The following is a 14,164-nucleotide window of genomic DNA, read 5'->3' on the forward strand; positions in this document are numbered from 1 at the left end:
GCTCCCCTCGGATGGTGCGAAGACGGTGGTCGCTACGGAGGCCCGGCCGACGACCGGGCCGAAAGCTGCTGAGCCGAGAGCCGCCGGGCGCGGCCCGGTGTGCCCCACGGGCTCAGGTGTGCTCGATGACGGTGTCCGCCAGGACCGGCGCCTCGTCCCGCTCCACGGCCGACACCGCGGCCACGATCCGGCCGGAACCCGCGCCGCCGCCGTCCCCGTCCGCCCACATCCGTACCCGCAGCGTCTCGCCGGGGTAGACGACGCCCGCGAAGCGCGTCGCGTACGAACGGATCCGGGCGACGTCGCCGCCGAGCAGCGTGTCGGTGACGGCCTTGAGCGTGGCGCCGTACGAGCACAGTCCGTGCAGGATCGGGCGGTCGAATCCGGCGGTGGCGGCGAATTCGGGGTCGGCGTGCAGCGGGTTCCAGTCGCCCGACAGCCGGTAGAGCAGCGCCTGGTCCTCGCGGACGGGTACGTCAACGGCCTTGTCGGGGGCGCGAGTTGGCGGTTTCGGGCGGCGGGAGGGACCGCGTTCGCCGCCGAATCCGCCTTCGCCGCGGACGAAGATCTCGTTGTCGGAGGACCACAACGGGCCGTCGTCGTCGGCCACTTCGGAGCGCAGCACGATGACGGCGGCCTTGCCCTTGTCGTAGACGGCGGCGACCGATCCGGTCCGTACGGCACGGCCGCTCACCGGCAACGGCCGGTGGAGTACGAGGCGTTGGCCGCCGTGCAGGACGGCGGCGAGGTCCACGTCGATGCCGGGGCCGATCGAGCCGTCCACCGAGCCGGGCCCGCCGCCCGCGACGGTGGCGAAGCTCGGCAGGACGTGCAGCCGGCTCTCCAGCGTGTAGCGCAGTTCGTCCGCGTCGGTGGCCGGGCGCCCGGCGCCGATCCCCAGGTGGTAGAGGAGAACGTCCTTGTGGTTCCAGGCGATTTCGGTGCGGCGCGGCTCGGCCGCGAGGGCCTTGGCGACGTCGATGGGCATGGTCCCTCCGGGGCACTTCCGGTGGCGGCTACTTCCGGTGACGGGTACTTCCGGTGACGGGTACTTCCGGTGACGGGTACTTCCGGGACGCTGGCTAGAACGTGTTCTAGAGATGGCCCCTGTATAACGCAAAGCCCAGGAAGTGAGAAGAGCTGACACATCGTCAGCTGGAGGGATTCCCGGCCCGCCCCGCCCGTCGACGCGGCGGATTCCCGGCCGCCCCGCCCGCCGGGGCACCGCACCCGTGACATTTGTCCTGCCCCCCTGCGGACATTCCCCTCTGCCCGCCACCCCTCCCCCCTCCGTAGCGTCGTGGCCATGGAGAAAACCCCGTCCACGCCCCGGCCCGACACCCCGCCCGACACCTCGTCCGACACCTCGTCCGACACCTCGTCCGGCGCCCGGCCCGACACCTCGCCCGCCGTCCGCTTCACCGCCGTCCACAAGAGCTTCGGACCGGTCAGGGCCGTGGCCGGGATCGACCTGGAGATCGCGCGCGGCGGCACGATGGCACTGCTCGGCCGTAACGGAGCAGGGAAGTCGACCACCATCAGCCTGCTGCTCGGCCTGGACCGGCCGGACGCGGGCGAGGTGCGGCTGTTCGGCGGCCCGCCGCAGGAGGCGGTCAGGGCCGGGCGGGTCGGCGCGATGCTCCAGGACGGGCGGCCGATCCCGCGCGCCACCGTCAAGGAACTGGTGACGTTCGTGGCGGCCACGTATCCGCGGCCGATGCCCGTCGCCGAGGCGCTGTCGCTGGCCGGGATCACGGAGCTGGCGGGCCGCCGCGTGGACAAGCTGTCCGGCGGCCAGACGCAACGGCTCCGCTTCGCTCTGGCCGTCGCGGGCAACCCCGAGCTGATCGTGCTGGACGAGCCGACGGCCGCCCTCGACGTGGAGGCGCGGCGGGTGTTCTGGCGGTCGATGCGCGGTTACGCGGCGCGCGGCAACACCGTGCTGTTCTCCACGCACTACCTGGAGGAGGCCGACGAGCACGCCGACCGCATCCTGGTGATCGACCAGGGCCGTACCGTCGCCGACGGCACCGGCGAGCAGATCAAGCAGGCCGTCGGCGGCACGCTCGTCTCGTTCGACCTCGCCGGGTCCGGCTCCGCGGGCCTGCGCACGCTGCCCGGTGTGACCGCCGTCGAGATCCGCGGCGACCGGGCCCTGCTGCGTACCTCCGACTCCGACGCCACCGTCGTCGCCCTCGCGGCGAGCGACCGCGTCCGCCGTCTGGAGGTCGTCCCGGCCAGCCTGGAGGACGCCTTCCTGACCCTGACCGCACCTCACCCGGCGACCGGGACCCCGGCCGCCGAATCCCCGGCGCCGCGCTCCACCCCCGCCCATCCCCTCCAGAAGGAAGCCGTCCGATGACCGAGTACGTGAAGCTCGAAGTCCGGCGCGCCCTGCGCGACCCCGGCTTCATCGTCATGGGCTTCGCCATGCCCGTGCTGATGTACCTGCTCTTCACCAACCTCGGGGTCGGCGGCGACGGCCAGGACAAGATCGACTACGCGCGGTACTACATGGTCGGCATGGCGGCGTACGGCGCGCTCGGCGCGTCGATGGGCATCGGGACCGGCGTCGCCGAGGACAAGGGTCTGGGCTGGCTGCGGCAGCTCCGCGTCACGCCGCTCAGCCCGTTCCGTGTGGTGGTCGGCCGGGCGCTGACCGCCGGGGTGACCGTCCTGCCCGCGATCTGCGCCGTCCTGCTGGCCGGGGCGCTGGTGAACGGCGTGCACCTGGCCGCGTGGCAGTGGGTCGCCACCGCCCTGCTGCTGTGGGTGGGCACGATCCCCTTCACCCTGCTTGGCCTCGGCAACGGCTACGGGCTGACCGCGCAGACCACCGGCGTCACGAGCATGGCCTGCATGATGGGCCTGTCGATCGTCGGCGGCCTGTGGATTCCGGTCGACGCCTTCCCGCGCTGGCTCGCCCGGATCTCCCAGTGGACGCCCGCCCAGCGCTTCGGCCAGCTCGGCTGGAGCGTGCTTGACCGGCACGCGCCCGGCGCGGGTACGGTGGCCGTGCTCGGCGGATGGCTGGTCGTCTTCGCCGGTTACGCCGTCCTCTCCTACCGGCGGGGTGCGCGGACCGCATGACGACGACGCGGCAGGCGACCTCCCGCCGGGACACGTACAGCGCGTACCGAACGGGGACGGTGACCGCCATGACGGCGAACAGCGGCATGGCCGACGGCGTGACCGACCGCCCGGCAGGCGGGGCGGACCACCCGGCCGAGAGCACGGACAAGCCGTGCGGCAGGGCCTGGTGGCGGCGCGGCACACCGCACGACTTCGCCCGCGAGATCGAGCACATCAAGTCTCCCGACGGCAACGCGCTCTACCCCTGGCTGCTGATGGTCATCGGCCCCGGCACCGACATCGCCCAGGGCCAGGTCCCCGCCCCCTGGCTCGCGGGCTGCGGCCTCGCGCTGTTCTGCCTCCTGTACGTGTTCACGGTCCGTTCGGCTTTCCACGAGCGGTGGCGCGGGGGGCCGGTCCCGTACCGTCTGCTGGGTGCGCTGGCCGTCTGTACGGCCACGCTGGCCATCGCCTACGGCGGGAATTTCCTGCTGCTGTACACGCTGGTCTCGCTGAGCGTCGGGGCCGTGGCCTCCACCCGCCGCGGCCTCGGCCTGATGCTGACGCCGCTGAGCGCGACCGCCGGAGTCACCGCGAGCACGCACGGCCAGGGCTTCTGGGGCACGGCGGGCCTGGCGTACGGCACCTTCCTGTCCGGCCTGGTCGTCTCGGTGATCATCACGCTCTCCTACGCCGTCGCCCAGCTCAGGGAGACCCGGCAGGAGCTGGCGCGCAGCGCGGTCGCCCAGGAGCGGATGCGGTTCTCACGCGACCTGCACGACCTGCTCGGGCACACCCTGTCGGTGGTCGTGGTGAAGTCCGAGGCCGCGCGCCGGATCGCGCCGCGCGACATCGACGCGGCGCTCGCCCAGGTCGCCGACATCGAGGCGGTCGGCCGCCAGGCGCTCACCGAGATCCGTGAGGCCGTCACCGGCTACCGCGAGGGCAGCCTGTCCACCGAACTCGACCGGGCCCGGTCCGTCCTGACCGCCTCCGACATCGAGGTCGTCGTCCAGGAGTCGGGCCCGCCCCTGCCCCCGCAGACCGAGGCGCTGCTCGGCTGGGTCGTCCGCGAGGGCGTCACCAACGTCGTCCGGCACAGCGGCGCGACGCTGACCCGTATCGAACTCGCCACCGGGCGCGGCCGGGCCCATCTGACCATCAGCGACAACGGCCGCGGGTCCTGCCCGTCGCCGTCCGGTCAGGACGGCGACATCAGGACCCGCACCGGTACCGGCCTGCGCGGCCTGACCGAACGCCTCGCCGCCGCCGGCGGCTCCCTCACCTCGGGCCCGGCCGCCGACGGCGGCTTCCGCCTGACGGCCGCCCTCCCGGTGGAGGAGGACGCGGCCCCGGCCGGTCACGCCGTGTCGGCGCGCTGACCGGCCGGGGCCGCCGTCCGACCGGGGTCAGCCGTCGATGACCGACGTGATCTGGTCGGAGTCGGTCATCGCGCCCGACCAGACGCGGATGTCCTCGATCTGGCCCGCCAGGTAGTGCCCCCACGTCCCGCCGACGTAGGCGCGGCCGCCGGTGAAGTCGCCCGCTCCCTGGACGGCGGTGAAGGGCTGGGTGTCCTGGAGGTTGTCGCCGAGGTAGAGGCTGACCGTGCCGGACTGGGCGTCGAGGACGCCGGTGACCTGGACGGTGCCGTCGGCGCTGCCGCCGCTGGGGTCGTCGTTGGGCGAGACGGCGCCGGTGAAGGTGCCGTCGGTGGCGACCCGGCCGAAGAGCCACTGGCCCTGGGGGACGGTGATGACGTTGCCGTCGTCGTCCAGTGTGGTGGTGGTGCCGGTGTACTTGAACCACACGCCCCACGAGGAGCCGTCGGCCGAGCGCTGCCCCGCGATCTGTTCGGTGTAGCCGACGGGGTGGGTGACCAGGGCCGCCGCGTCGAGCTGGGTGCGGGTGGTGACCGTGAAGGAGCCGGTGTCGTCCACGACGGAGCCGGGCGTGGAGACCGAACCGGTGGCGCCGTCGAGGGCGATGGTGTCGCCGTCGAGGGTGGCGCCGCCCGAGGTGGTCAGGGTGCGGCCGTAACCGGAGGCGGTGTCGGCGAGGGTGGTGCCGGAGGCGCCAGACGGGTCCCAGGCCGCGGTCAGTTCGACCTGGGCCTTGCCGTCGGTGCCGAGCAGCCGCGCCTCGTCGGAGGCTTCCTGCGAGGTCAGCGTCCGCTGCCAGACCTTCACCTCATCGATGCTGCCGGGGAAGTTGTACTGGTACGTCCCCCACTTGTACCGCCCGATCTGGAAGGCGCCGGTCGCCGACCACGAGCCGGTGGTGGTCGCGGTGCCCTGGAGCACGCCGTTCACGTACAGCGCGCTCTGCGAGGTCGCCGGGTCGTAGCTGCCCAGCAGGTGGGTCCACACCCCGGTCCTGGGCGGGGACTTGGCCGCCACTCCGTAGTACGCGGTGCCGGTGTTGGCGTCCTGCTGCTTGACCCCGAAGAACCAGGTGCTCAGGCCGTGGTCGTAGGCGAGGATGAACGGGCTGTACGTCACCCCGTCCTGGGAGAGCACGATGCCGTTGGGTGTGGTGGTGTCCAGCTTCACCCACGCCGAGACGGTGTACGCCGAGCGGGTCTCCAGTACGGGCCCCGCCGTCGAGGCGTACCCCGACGTCCCGTCCAGGTGCAGGCCCTTGTCCGGGGTGCTGCCGCCGTTGCCGTCCGGCAGGTCGCCGCGGCGGCCGTTGGCGTCGCGGACCGCGCCGGTGCCGGACAGCGTCGCGTTGTGCTGCTGCGCCGCCACGGTGGTCGAGGTGTCGACGGCCTGGCCGCCGCTCTCGTCGAAGCTCCACTGCCCGACCGGACCCGCACCAGCCGCGACCAGGAAGTCCTTCACCGTCTCCGCTCCCCAGCGCCCGACGACGTCCTTGGCGCGGACGTCCAGGTGGTACGTGCCGGAGGCGGGCGGGGTGATCGTCGCGCTGGTGACCCCGGCCGCGAGCGCGATCCACGCGTCGGACGAGGACAGCTTGTACTCGTAGGCGGTGTTGGTGTCACCGGACGCGGGCCCGAAGACGACCTTGCCCTCCACGCCGGGACCGCCCGCCGGAACACAGGTGTTGGGCAGGCACTCGCTGTAGGTCCGCGCGAAGGTGACCGTCGGCGCCTTGGGGGCGGTGGAGTCGACCTTGAAGTAACACCAGCCGGTGGTCGAGCCGTTGGACGGTCCCGCCAGATAGCTGCTCTGGTTGTCGTAGTACGAACGGGTCCATGTGCGGTACCGGTACAGCGTGCCGTCGGTCAGGGTCGGCGCGGTGGCGACGCCGGGTGAGACGTTGTCGCCGACGAATCCGGTCGCGGGCCGCACGATGTCGCTGAACGCGCTCGACCAGGTGGCGCTGGACGCCGTGTACTTGTCCATGCTGAAGACCGAACGCAGCCGCGCGCCCGACTCGCCGCCCGCCGCCGTCTGCGGCACCGACGACAGCGCGGGCGTCGGGTCGGAGATCACCGACGGGTCGGCGCTCTTGGTCGAGCACACCACGCCGCTGCCCGTGACCAGACCGATCTTCGTCGGGAGCGCGGGGTTGGCCACGTAGTTGACGGACAGCGCCGCGTTGTTCTTGAACCGCTTCCACGCGGAGGTGTCGGACTCGTCGTGCGCGCGCAGTTCGAGGGTGAGCTTGGCGAATTTGCCCGCGGCGAAGTCCGCGACCGTGGGCGTCAGATTCTCATTCGTCTCGTCCGGGTTGTCGGCGAATTCGATCGGCGCGTCAGGGGAGTTGGGGTCGCAGGTCGAGCCGCGGCCGGCCGAGAAGGAGCGGTCGACCATCAGGTCGAGTTCCTTGGGGCGTGACGACCAGGTCGTGGACGACGAGAAGTTGTTCGTGCGCTCCAGGTCCGTCCAGCGCGCGTCGCACTGGAACGCCCAGGGCGAGGTGACGCGGAAGGTCGCCTTCAGGACCTTCTTGCCCTTGAGGGCGCCGGGGGTGAACTGGAAGTAGAGCCGCTGCGTGTAGCCGGGACCGCAGTAGTAGCCGTTCCAGGAGCCGCAGTGGCCGTCGCCCTCGCCGTTGGTGCCGTTGCCCCAGCCGTAGCTGCTGTAGCCGTCGCTGCGCAGGAGCGTGCGCTGCGGGGCGCCCGAGGCGAGCGACACGTCGGGGTCGATGTACAGCGGGTACGCGGCGGTGTCCTTGGCCGCGAGGAGGTGGGGGTCGGGGACGACGGCGACGGAGGTGCCGGTGACGTCCAGCGGGGTGGTGGCGGTGGTGGCGCCGGGGGCCGGGCCGTCTTCGGGGGCGAGGGCCTCGGCGGCCTCGGCGCTGGGCGCGGCCTTTGTGGTGGGCACGGTCTTGGCGCTGGGCGCGGCCTTTGTGGTGGGCGCCGTCTTCGCCGTGGGCGCGGCCGGGTTGTCGACCGGGTCGGACGCCGTACCGAGCGAGTCCCACATCTGGGCGGCCGAGGACGTGAACAGCTCCTGCCCGTCGGGGCCGACCGCGCTCAGGCCGCCGCTCGCGGTGTCACTGACGTCCAGCCCGGAGGCGCGCATCCCGAACTCGATCCGCTTCAGCGCCGGATTGGCCGCCGCGGTCGGCGTCTTGACCACCAGCACCTCGCGGTAGCCCTGCGTGGTCGCCGTCATGCGCAGGTCCACGCCCGGCAGCACGTCGGCGTACACGGCGCTCTCGCCGTCCAGCGTCGGGGCGGGCAGCGTGCCGGGCCAACTGAAGGCCAGCGTGCGGCCGTTGCGCCCGATCGTCACCAACGGGGCGGTGCCGCCGCCGGAGAAGGCCAGATCCACCACGGCCGCCTTCGGGGCCAGGCTCCCGTCGGCCTTCCTGGCCAGGGTCGCGTCCGGCTCGGCCCAGGAGCCGTCCGCCCGCGCGACCCGTACCGGGGCCGTGAACTGGTCGAGCCGCATGGTGATTCCGTCGGGATTCGCGTACGTCGTCGTGTTCTCCGTACGCGCCCCCACCACCTCCACCGGCTGCCCGGACGCCTGCGCCTGGTCCAGGTCCCGCTGCGCCTCGGTCTGCGGCACGGGCGCGGGGTCCGCCGTCGCGTCCAGGGGCGCCAGCCCCGCCCACGCCACCGTGGCCGCCGCCCCCACCGCGACCCCCCGCCACGCCAGCTTCCGCGCTCTGCGCCGCATACGAATATTCACAGTCCGCCCCCACCCCGTTCCACCCGAACTCCCCTATGAGCGAAGTGGATTCTGCGTCCATCTAACGAAGCGCGTCAATCCTTTCAGGAAAAAATTAAGTGGAATCCCGCCTTCTGCACCTGCCGCCACCTGCTCCGATACGTACCTCGGGGTTCACGAACCCCGAGGTACGTACAGCCTTTTCCCGCCACCCTTTCCGCGGGCCGGATTCCGGGACGAATTCCCCCCGCAGCCCCTTTATCCGCTTTTCCCCCGGTCAGTCCGCCGCCACAACCCCCGCCCAATCCAGCCCACCCCGCGCCCCGACCCCGGACGCGTAGCCGCCGCCGGGCAGACCGGCGAAGAACTTCAGCACGCCGTGCTTGGTGGCCGCGTAGAGGTCCGGTATCCCGTCCCCGTTGGCGTCCCCGGCGCTGAGGATGCGCGGGTAGGCGGCGGCGGTGAAGCCGGTGCCGTACGCCGTCCAGTCCGCGGGAGCCGCGACCGTGCCGTCCGCGTTGCCCGCGGCCAGCTCGAGCGTGCCGGAGGAGTCGTCGCGGACGAGGATGTCGGGTATGCCGTCACCCGTGATGTCGCCGGGGGTGATGACGGTGCTGTGGTCGAGGCCGGTGGCGATCACCGTGGGCGCCAGCGGGCCGTAACCGCCGTTCCACCGCAGCAGCTTGCCGTTCTCGACCGTGAGCAGGTCGCCCAACCGGCCGGAGGGACCGCCGCTTCCGCTGTTGCCGTGCAGGATCTGCCGGGCGACGGTCCAACTCGTGCCGTCGGCACGGCTCCAGGGTGCGCTCATCGACCCGGACCGGCCGAAGTCGCCGAGTCCGTCGTTGACGTAGAAGGACGCGTAGCCGGCGCCGCTGAAGCGCAACACGTCCTGGTAGCCGTCGAAGGTGCTGTCCCCGTTGCGCACGATGACGCCGGGCGCCCAGTCGTCGCCGCTGTCGGCATAGGTCACGGCCTTCTTCAGCGTGCCGTCGCCCTTGCCGTAGAGCACGTACAGCTTGCCGTCCGAGCCGGTGGCGAGCAGGTCGGCCTTCCCGTCACCGTTGAGGTCGCCGACGTGGTCCCGCTCGGCGGCCGAGGAGACGGAGAAGGTGTACGTCACCGCTCCCGAGATGTTCCCCGCGCGATCCACGGTCTGGACGTAGAGGAAGTTGGTCCCCCACTGCGTGGGCGTCAGCTTCACCCTCGCGGTGCCGTTCGGCCCGACCGGCACCGACGGGTTGCCCCCGACGGCCGGTTGGCGGTTGAGCGAGTACTCGAAGCGGACCACGTCCTCCGAGGCCGGCCCCGACACCTTGAACGTGAAGGTCCCGGTGGTGCGGACCGGCGGCGCCGGATTATCCGCCGAATTGCTCGGCGGGAAGGTCTTCGACTTCACGACCGGCGCCGCGGGCGGCGTATGGTCCGCGATGAAGTGGCAGTCGCCCGACCAGTCCGAGGCGGCGCCCGTCCGGTCCACGTCACGGGCACGCCAGGTGTATGTCACGCCGTCCGTGAAGTCCGTCGACGGCAGGGTCAACCAGCGCTGCCCGCCTCCGAGTCCGGACGCCGAATAGTCGTACGGCGCCGAGCCGTCGTCCGGCTGCACGAGGAATTCGGTGTCGTAGAGGATTCCCGGATTACCGTTCGACGTCGCGTTGAACGTGATTCCGGTGTTCCCGATGTATCCGTACGGCGCGTCCGCCCCGCACCCGTCGTCGCTCCCCCCGCCCACCGGGGCCGGGGTCGTACGCAGCCCGCTCGGCGCGGGTCCCCCCGCCTCGGCGGCCCGTGCCGCCGTCGGTGCCACCGTCAACGCCGCCGCGGCGGCGAGCAGTACGGCGGCCACCAAGCCGCCGTGCCGCCTCGATCTGCGCATGCTCGCGCGCATCCCTGTCATCGTCCCCCCCTGGGAACCGGCACATGTGGGTGCCGGTAATCATCCGGTGATCGTCGGTGACGACCACGCGAAGAATCTACGCCGGGGGTCTGACAACGCCAACGGGATTCTTGGGGCGCCTAGGACCTGTCGTCGGGGGCGGGAGGGGGCGGAGGGGTGGAGGGGGTCGCCTCGGGTGTCGGGGTGGGGGGCTCGGAGGAGGCGGCGGGCTCCGCAGGGGTGGGGGGCTCGGAGGGGGTGGGGGGCTCGGAGGGGGTGGATGCGGGTGGGGTGGTTTCGGCGGGGGTGGCCTTGCGGAGGCGGGAGCGGGTGGGGGCGGGGGCCGGGTCGTCGGAGAGTTCCTGGATGTCGTCCATGCCCTCGTCGTGGCCGGTGAGGGGGGCGGTGGGGCGGTCGGCGCCCACGCCCGGGGCGCCGGACGCCTGGCCCTCCGGCGGGAGGAGCCCGTAGTGGGCGTACAACTCCTGCTCCTGGTCGAGTCCGAGGTGCTGCTCGGCGTCCTCGCGCGGCGCGGCCTTGATCGTGTCGAGGTCGTACGCCACCCGCAGCACACCGCCGCCCGTGTCGCGCCCGATCTCGTGCTCGGCGCCGGCCAAGGGGACGAACGTCTCCTCGAAGCCGTGCATCCCGGTCCTCACCGTCACCCACTGCGGCCGACGGTCCCAGTCGTCCACGTACACATGGCTGACCCGGCCGATGAATTGCCCGTGCCGGTCGTGGATCGTCAGCTCCCTCAATGCCTCGGAACTCCCGAAGACGTCATCCGTCATACGAATTCACTCCTCTACGACGTGCCTGCGGCCCAACCGGAAAAGGTGCGGCACCGTCCTCCCGCGAACCGCGTGCCCGACGAGGCCACCTTCTCCCATCCCGACCGCTACCCCGTGGCGGGACACCTAGGGCTTTTCTTTCAGATCATCGGATCTGCGCGCGAGGTCGTCCCGCCAAGGCGGCTTCCGGCGAGGCGGCTTCTTCCGGCGAGGCGGCCGATCCCGGTGCCCTCCCCTGGCACGACGTCCTCGCCGAGGTCACGTCGTGGGGAACTCGGGGGCGGCGGGGGGAATCGGCCTACTTGATCTCTCCGGCGAAGACGATGACCTGGTCGATGAGGCTCCGCCGCAGATGGACGACGTCGGTTCCCGTCAGGCGGGGGCCTCCGTCGGGAGTGGTGAAGACCCACTCGTACCGGGCCCACTCGTCGGGCATGTCCACCGCCGAGCAGCGCTCCATCGTGCCGGCCCCCGCCGGATGGCGCCGGATGTCCAGCACGAAGCGTTCGACCGCCTCGATCCCCTCGCTGCGTCCCAACGGCCCCCAGAAGAGGACATCCGAGGTCAGGGCCTGGGAGAGCAGCCCGGTCACATAGGTGTCGTCCGACGCGTTGAACGCGGAGATGAACGTGTCGATCGCGGACTGCGCGGTCTCTTCATGCATGTACCAGTAGTACCAGCCCACTCGCGGCAATAGTCGCCGTGCGAGCCATGTCCCGGACACGGCGGGCGGACCGCGCGGGCGGGGGCTGTCTAGGGTGGCGGCTGCCTAGGGCGAGGGCTGTCTAGGGCGAGGGCTGTCTAGGGTGGGGGGATGACCGACGGGGAGACAGGGCAGGGCGGGGAGCGGGGCGGCGAGCACGGCGCCCGGCGGGACGGGGCGCTGACGCGGGTGCTGCTCGCGGAGGACCAGGGGATGATGCGGGGCGCGCTCGCGTTGTTGCTGAATCTGGAGGACGACCTGGAGGTCGTCGCGCAGGTGGCCGCCGGGGACCGGATCGTGGCGGAGGCGCTGGAGGCGCGGCCGGACATCGCGCTGCTGGACATCGAACTGCCGGGGCGCAGCGGCCTCGACGCGGCGGCGGAGCTGCGCGAGCGGCTGCCGTCGTGCCAGGTGCTCATCCTCACCACGTTCGGCCGGCCGGGGTATCTGCGGCGCGCCATGGAAGCGGGCGCGGCCGGATTCCTGGTCAAGGACGGGCCCGTCGAGGAACTGGCCCACGCCATCCGCCGTGTCCTGCGCGGCGAACGCGTCATCGACCCGGCGCTGGCCGCGGCCGCGCTCAGCGCGGGACCCAGCCCGCTCACCCCGCGTGAGCGCGACGTGCTCAACGCCGCCGCGGACGGCTCCACCGTCGCCGACATCGCGGCCCGCGTGTTCCTCTCCGAGTCCACCGTGCGCAATTACCTTTCCGCGGCCATCGGCAAGACCGGCACCCGTAACCGCATCGAAGCCGTACGCCACGCGCGCCAGAACGGCTGGCTCTGACCCCTCACGCCAGCGAGGCGAGGAACGCTTCGGCCGCGTCGTCGACGCGGGCGCGGTCGCCGGTGGCGAGGAGGTCGAGGAGCAGGCCGCGAACGGTGGCGATGACGAGGGTGGCCGTACGCACTGCCGACTCGGGTGATACGTCGGGCCCTTGGGCGGCGCGCAGGGCGTTCATCCAGTCGGTGACGACGTGGTCGAGGAAGTCGGAGAACTGCTCGGGCGCCTGGAGCGCCCGCCCGTAGACGGCGAAGAAGAGCCGAAACTCGGCGCCTTGGCGCGGGTCCGAGGCGCGTCGCCAGACGGCGCGTACGGACGTCGCCAGATCGGGCTGGTGTCCGGCCGTCTCGTTGGTGGCCTGGAAGATGCGTTCACGCAGGCGCCCGAGGACGGCCTGGAGCATCTGCTCCTTGGTGCCGAAGCGGTGGACGAGGGTCGTGGGCGACACCCCGAGGGCGGCGGCGACCGGCCGCCACGACACCTCGGAGAAGCCGTGCTCGACCGTGTAGTCGACCACCGCGTCGAGCAGTTCCGCGCGCCGCTGGTGGTCGACGGGGCGCCCCGCCATCGCTGCCTCCGGTTGATCGTCGCGGTCGTTCGTGATCGTCACGGTCCGTCGCGACCGTCGCGGTCCGTCCTGTTCGTCGCGGTCCGCCGTCGTCCATCCTCCCTCGCGCACCGGCCGCCGTCACCGCTTGACTTTTCTTGCACGACCGTACAAAGAATAGAGGGTGACCGCAAGGCCGCCCGCTACGGATTCGCCGGACGGGCGCGCCCCTTTCTGGAGGTTCCCCATGCGCGTTTTCGTCACAGGAGCGTCGGGCTGGGTCGGCCGCGGGCTCGTACCCGAGCTGATCACCGCGGGTCACTCGGTCGTCGGGCTCGCCCGCTCCGATGCCGCAGCCCGGACCCTGCGGTCCGCGGGCGCCGAGGTCCTGCCGGGCTCGCTCGACGACCTCGGCACGCTGCGGGAGGCCGCCGCGTCGTCCGACGGGGTCGTCCACCTGGCGTTCAAGCACGACATCGCCTTCGCGGGCGACTTCGCCGGTGCCACCGACGCCGACCGCGCGGCGATCGAGACCTTCGGCGAGGCCCTGACCGGTACGGACAAGCCTTTCGTCATCGCCTCCGGCATCCTCGGCGTGCTCGGGCTGGCGCCCGGCGTCGTCGCCACCGAACGCGACGGTCTCGCGCGGGCCGCGAGCACGGAGGGCGACACCGATAGCACCGACGGCGGTGACGGCACCGGTGCCACTGACAGCACCGATGCCCCGATCAGCGGCTCCGGCGGCCGGATCGGCAACGCCCACTACGTGCAGGCCCTCGCCGGCCACGGCGTCCGTTCCAGCGTCGTACGCCTCCCGCCCGCCACGCACGGCACCGGCGACAACGGGTTCATGCCGGTCGCGATCGGCTTCGCGCGCGAGAAGGGCGCCGCGGCCTACGTCGGCGACGGCGCCAACCGCTGGCCGTCCGTCCACCGCGACGACGCCGCCCGGCTGTTCCGCCTCGCGCTCGAATCCGCGCCCGCCGGTTCCGTGCTGCACGCGGTCGCCGACGAGGGCGTACCGATCCGCGAGGTCGCCGAGATCTTCGCCGCGCATCTCGGCGTCCCCGCCGTCTCCGTCACGGCCGAGCAGGCCGGGGAGTACGTCGGCTGGCTCGGCCGCTTCTGGGCCGTCGACGGCCCCGCCTCCGCGCGGATCACGCGCGATCTGCTCGACTGGCGGCCGACCCGCCCCGGCCTGCTCGCGGATCTGAAGGACGGCCACTACTTCGGCTGAGCGCCGCGGGATTCCCGCGATGTCCGATTCGTTCAAGAAAACGGCGCCGGTCGGCCGTAGCG

General features: G+C 72.2%; 11 protein-coding genes. 5 read left to right on the top strand and 6 right to left on the bottom strand.

Annotated elements, in window-relative coordinates; all coding sequences use genetic code 11:
* Positions 1-112: 112 nt before the first annotated feature.
* Entirely contained in the window at positions 113-988 is an 876-nt protein-coding gene (locus ACIQCJ_RS21530; RefSeq protein ID WP_402712244.1) for a MaoC/PaaZ C-terminal domain-containing protein, read from the bottom strand.
* Between the two features lie 318 nt (positions 989-1,306).
* On the opposite strand from ACIQCJ_RS21530, the gene ACIQCJ_RS21535 reads away from it, so the two are divergent.
* From ACIQCJ_RS21535 to ACIQCJ_RS21545, 3 genes are read left to right on the top strand one after another with little or no spacing between them, the layout of a single operon-like run.
* On the top strand, positions 1,307-2,362 hold the full coding sequence (locus tag ACIQCJ_RS21535) for an ATP-binding cassette domain-containing protein (RefSeq protein ID WP_401853161.1): 1,056 nt from the start codon (positions 1,307-1,309) through the stop codon (positions 2,360-2,362).
* Complete coding sequence (locus tag ACIQCJ_RS21540) at positions 2,359-3,090, top strand: ABC transporter permease (RefSeq protein WP_355345344.1); 732 nt, start codon at positions 2,359-2,361, stop codon at positions 3,088-3,090. The genes ACIQCJ_RS21535 and ACIQCJ_RS21540 overlap by 4 nt, the downstream gene beginning before the upstream one ends.
* Positions 3,087-4,454 (top strand): sensor histidine kinase, encoded by a 1,368-nt coding sequence (locus tag ACIQCJ_RS21545; protein WP_402712245.1) that lies wholly within the window; start codon positions 3,087-3,089, stop codon positions 4,452-4,454. The genes ACIQCJ_RS21540 and ACIQCJ_RS21545 overlap by 4 nt, the downstream gene beginning before the upstream one ends.
* Before the next feature lie 27 nt (positions 4,455-4,481).
* On the opposite strand, the gene ACIQCJ_RS21550 is transcribed toward ACIQCJ_RS21545, so the two are convergent.
* The 4 genes from ACIQCJ_RS21550 to ACIQCJ_RS21565 form a co-directional block, all read right to left on the bottom strand.
* Positions 4,482-8,171, bottom strand: coding sequence for a LamG-like jellyroll fold domain-containing protein (locus ACIQCJ_RS21550; protein WP_402712246.1), 3,690 nt, complete (start codon positions 8,169-8,171; stop codon positions 4,482-4,484).
* 268 nt (positions 8,172-8,439) lie between these two features.
* Positions 8,440-10,041: an FG-GAP repeat domain-containing protein gene (locus ACIQCJ_RS21555; RefSeq protein WP_402712247.1), complete on the bottom strand. Its 1,602-nt coding sequence runs from the start codon at positions 10,039-10,041 to the stop codon at positions 8,440-8,442.
* Between the two features lie 140 nt (positions 10,042-10,181).
* Positions 10,182-10,832: a PRC-barrel domain-containing protein gene (locus ACIQCJ_RS21560; RefSeq protein WP_402712248.1), complete on the bottom strand. Its 651-nt coding sequence runs from the start codon at positions 10,830-10,832 to the stop codon at positions 10,182-10,184.
* Positions 10,833-11,130: 298 nt separating this feature from the next.
* The gene (locus ACIQCJ_RS21565) at positions 11,131-11,496 is read right to left on the bottom strand and encodes a nuclear transport factor 2 family protein (protein ID WP_355345356.1); all 366 of its coding nucleotides are present in this window, start codon (positions 11,494-11,496) and stop codon (positions 11,131-11,133) included.
* A 219-nt stretch (positions 11,497-11,715) separates the two neighbouring features.
* On the opposite strand from ACIQCJ_RS21565, the gene ACIQCJ_RS21570 reads away from it, so the two are divergent.
* Complete coding sequence (locus ACIQCJ_RS21570) at positions 11,716-12,321, top strand: response regulator (RefSeq protein WP_391047638.1); 606 nt, start codon at positions 11,716-11,718, stop codon at positions 12,319-12,321.
* Positions 12,322-12,325: 4 nt separating this feature from the next.
* On the opposite strand, the gene ACIQCJ_RS21575 is transcribed toward ACIQCJ_RS21570, so the two are convergent.
* Positions 12,326-12,928 carry a TetR/AcrR family transcriptional regulator gene (locus ACIQCJ_RS21575; protein WP_402712249.1) on the bottom strand — a complete coding sequence of 201 codons (603 nt, stop codon included), beginning with the start codon at positions 12,926-12,928 and terminating at the stop codon, positions 12,326-12,328.
* A 184-nt stretch (positions 12,929-13,112) separates the two neighbouring features.
* Between ACIQCJ_RS21575 and ACIQCJ_RS21580 the strand changes: the two genes are divergently transcribed.
* The gene (locus ACIQCJ_RS21580; protein ID WP_402712251.1) at positions 13,113-14,102 is read left to right on the top strand and encodes an SDR family oxidoreductase; all 990 of its coding nucleotides are present in this window, start codon (positions 13,113-13,115) and stop codon (positions 14,100-14,102) included.
* Positions 14,103-14,164: the final 62 nt, after the last annotated feature.

The organism is Streptomyces sp. NPDC093221 (assembly GCF_044753885.1).
Lineage (GTDB): Bacteria > Actinomycetota > Actinomycetes > Streptomycetales > Streptomycetaceae > Actinacidiphila.

What these genes read in the sequence shown, in the direction of transcription:
- ACIQCJ_RS21530 (WP_402712244.1), bottom strand. Translation starts at nt 988, where the DNA reads ATGCCCATCGACGTCGCCAAGGCCCTCGCGGCCGAGCCGCGCCGCACC.
- ACIQCJ_RS21535 (WP_401853161.1), top strand. Translation starts at nt 1,307, where the DNA reads ATGGAGAAAACCCCGTCCACGCCCCGGCCCGACACCCCGCCCGACACC.
- ACIQCJ_RS21540 (WP_355345344.1), top strand. Translation starts at nt 2,359, where the DNA reads ATGACCGAGTACGTGAAGCTCGAAGTCCGGCGCGCCCTGCGCGACCCC.
- ACIQCJ_RS21545 (WP_402712245.1), top strand. Translation starts at nt 3,087, where the DNA reads ATGACGACGACGCGGCAGGCGACCTCCCGCCGGGACACGTACAGCGCG.
- ACIQCJ_RS21550 (WP_402712246.1), bottom strand. Translation starts at nt 8,171, where the DNA reads ATGCGGCGCAGAGCGCGGAAGCTGGCGTGGCGGGGGGTCGCGGTGGGG.
- ACIQCJ_RS21555 (WP_402712247.1), bottom strand. Translation starts at nt 10,041, where the DNA reads ATGCGCAGATCGAGGCGGCACGGCGGCTTGGTGGCCGCCGTACTGCTC.
- ACIQCJ_RS21560 (WP_402712248.1), bottom strand. Translation starts at nt 10,832, where the DNA reads ATGACGGATGACGTCTTCGGGAGTTCCGAGGCATTGAGGGAGCTGACG.
- ACIQCJ_RS21565 (WP_355345356.1), bottom strand. Translation starts at nt 11,496, where the DNA reads ATGCATGAAGAGACCGCGCAGTCCGCGATCGACACGTTCATCTCCGCG.
- ACIQCJ_RS21580 (WP_402712251.1), top strand. Translation starts at nt 13,113, where the DNA reads ATGCGCGTTTTCGTCACAGGAGCGTCGGGCTGGGTCGGCCGCGGGCTC.